Origin of the sequence: Candidatus Aquarickettsia rohweri (assembly GCF_003953955.1) — a bacterium.
Classification (GTDB): domain Bacteria; phylum Pseudomonadota; class Alphaproteobacteria; order Rickettsiales; family Midichloriaceae; genus Aquirickettsia; species Aquirickettsia rohweri.
Window position 1 is genome coordinate 1 of sequence record NZ_RXFM01000147.1, and the last position, 1,168, is coordinate 1,168.

At 29.2% G+C, this 1,168-nt stretch carries 3 protein-coding genes and 1 pseudogene; 2 read left to right on the forward strand and 2 right to left on the reverse strand.

The window, feature by feature from the left end:
* Window positions 1-264 (reverse strand): annotated as a pseudogene (locus EIC27_RS06835) (IS6 family transposase); the annotation flags it as partial.
* 20 nt (window positions 265-284) lie between these two features.
* Window positions 285-476, reverse strand: coding sequence for a hypothetical protein (locus EIC27_RS07810; protein WP_240627104.1), 192 nt, complete (start codon window positions 474-476; stop codon window positions 285-287).
* Window positions 477-510: 34 nt separating this feature from the next.
* Here EIC27_RS07810 and EIC27_RS08560 point away from each other — a divergent pair, with 34 nt between their 5' ends.
* Together EIC27_RS08560 and EIC27_RS06845 are read left to right on the forward strand one after the other, a co-directional pair.
* A complete protein-coding gene (locus tag EIC27_RS08560; RefSeq protein WP_410519466.1) occupies window positions 511-615 on the forward strand; it encodes a hypothetical protein in 105 nt (34 codons plus the stop codon).
* An 87-nt stretch (window positions 616-702) separates the two neighbouring features.
* The coding region (locus tag EIC27_RS06845) for a protein-L-isoaspartate O-methyltransferase family protein (RefSeq protein WP_205702368.1) at window positions 703-1,168 on the forward strand (466 nt) is incomplete at its 3' end.

Consider the following 1,168-nt stretch of genomic DNA (forward strand, 5'->3'; position numbering starts at 1 on the left):
CTCGTCCATTCTCCAACTACCATTGACTGGCTTCTTTCTTTTTCTGAATCTTCCTTCAAGTATTGGCATAAACTTTATTACCCACCTTTGTAAAGTAGCGTGATCAATGGCGAATCCTCTCAACCCGCCTATCTCCTCTATCTCTCTATAACTTAGAGAATATCTTCCTTTCATATACAATGATACCATTATTATTTCTGGACCATATTCATGATTCTTGAAATACTTCATTAATTTTGGGTCTACTTTCAGCATTATTAACATCTATCATTTCTTTCAGAATATCAAAGATTCTTATACTTTTCAACAGATGCGACAGAACCGAAAAAATTAGCAGCTATTCCTGTTGCAATATTTAAAGATCCATTAAAACTGGAAAATGAATTTGGAACTATATTTTCTGATACAGCTGAATCTGGAAAGCCAAGCTTTAGAGTTGCTAACTTAAATGGTGCAGGTAAAATTGTAAGTGGCAATTTAGAGGGAGCTAATGTAGACGAAACAAAATCTATGACTGATTTAATGAAACAACAGAGATTTTATTCATATAATGCAAAATCATATGGTATGATGAATAACATGGAAGATGTTTTATTAGGTGTGATACGTGTATAAATTTTTAAATTTTAATAAAAAAAGTGCTGCAAATACCTTAATAATATTATATTAATAATATTAAGATAATTAAATATAGTTTTAATTTTGCAACTAAAAATAAAAGAAAAATTAGACGAAAATTACTTTGCAAAAGCAAGGTATAATATGGTCCATAATCAGTTAGTACCAAGCGGTATAATTGATAAGAAAATTATTGATTCATTTTTAAAGGTCTGTCGCCATAAGTTTATTATTAGTCAGTGGAAAGAAGTGGCGTACTCTGATTCAATTTTACCAATATTTAATACAGAGATATTTGTGGATGATAATAGATTTATTATGTCTCCACTTGTTTTAGCTAAAATGCTTCAATTTGCTGAAATTAAGTCCAATTCTGTGGTTTTTGACTTTAATTGCAATACTGGGTATTCATCAGTAATTATTTCAAATATTGCTAAAAAAGTAATTGCAGTAGATATTGATAAAAGGTTGTTAAAAATTGGTATAAGCCAAGAGTTATTAGCTCAAGCAGGAGATGTTATTTCATTTAGATTATTAGAAAGTTTTAAAG